At 39.8% G+C, this 510-nt stretch carries 1 protein-coding gene and 1 pseudogene; both read right to left on the minus strand.

Annotated elements, in window-relative coordinates:
- The coding region (locus ACRCJ0_RS19410; protein WP_431391858.1) for a DUF951 domain-containing protein at nucleotides 1-111 on the minus strand (111 nt) is incomplete at its 3' end.
- Nucleotides 112-143: 32 nt separating this feature from the next.
- Nucleotides 144-510 (minus strand): annotated as a pseudogene (locus ACRCJ0_RS19415) (ParB/RepB/Spo0J family partition protein); the annotation flags it as partial.

Consider the following 510-nt stretch of genomic DNA (forward strand, 5'->3'; position numbering starts at 1 on the left):
AGATTGGCCACAACCTTGGCATTTAATGCGGATATCCGCACCTAAACGAATGATTTTCCAAGCATTTTCACCACAAGGGTGTTGTTTTTTCATTTGCACGATATCGTGCATGCCATATTCTTTGTCTCCCAAGACATACACCTCTAATCTTCAAATTTAATATTCAAAATATCTAGAATACGGGTTAAATCTTCTTCAGAAAGGTATTCGATTTCGATTTTACCGCGTTTTCCGCGACTGTTGATTTGAACATTCGTTCCAAATTTATCCATTAACCGGTCTTCGCTTTCGCGGATATAAATTGGCACGACTTCTTTCTTGCCGTCGTCTTTTTTAATATCCTTGTCCGCTGGCTGGTTTAAGGCTTGTACCATTTTCTCCAATTGGCGAACGGTAATGCCTTCTGCAACAACCTTCTTAGCTAGACTTGATTGGTCTTTTTTCGATTTTAAACCTAAAATAGTCCGGGCCTGACCTGCTGATAAAGCACCTGATTGCACTAAGACTTTA

The sequence above is a fragment of the Aerococcus sp. L_32 genome (assembly GCF_050689315.1).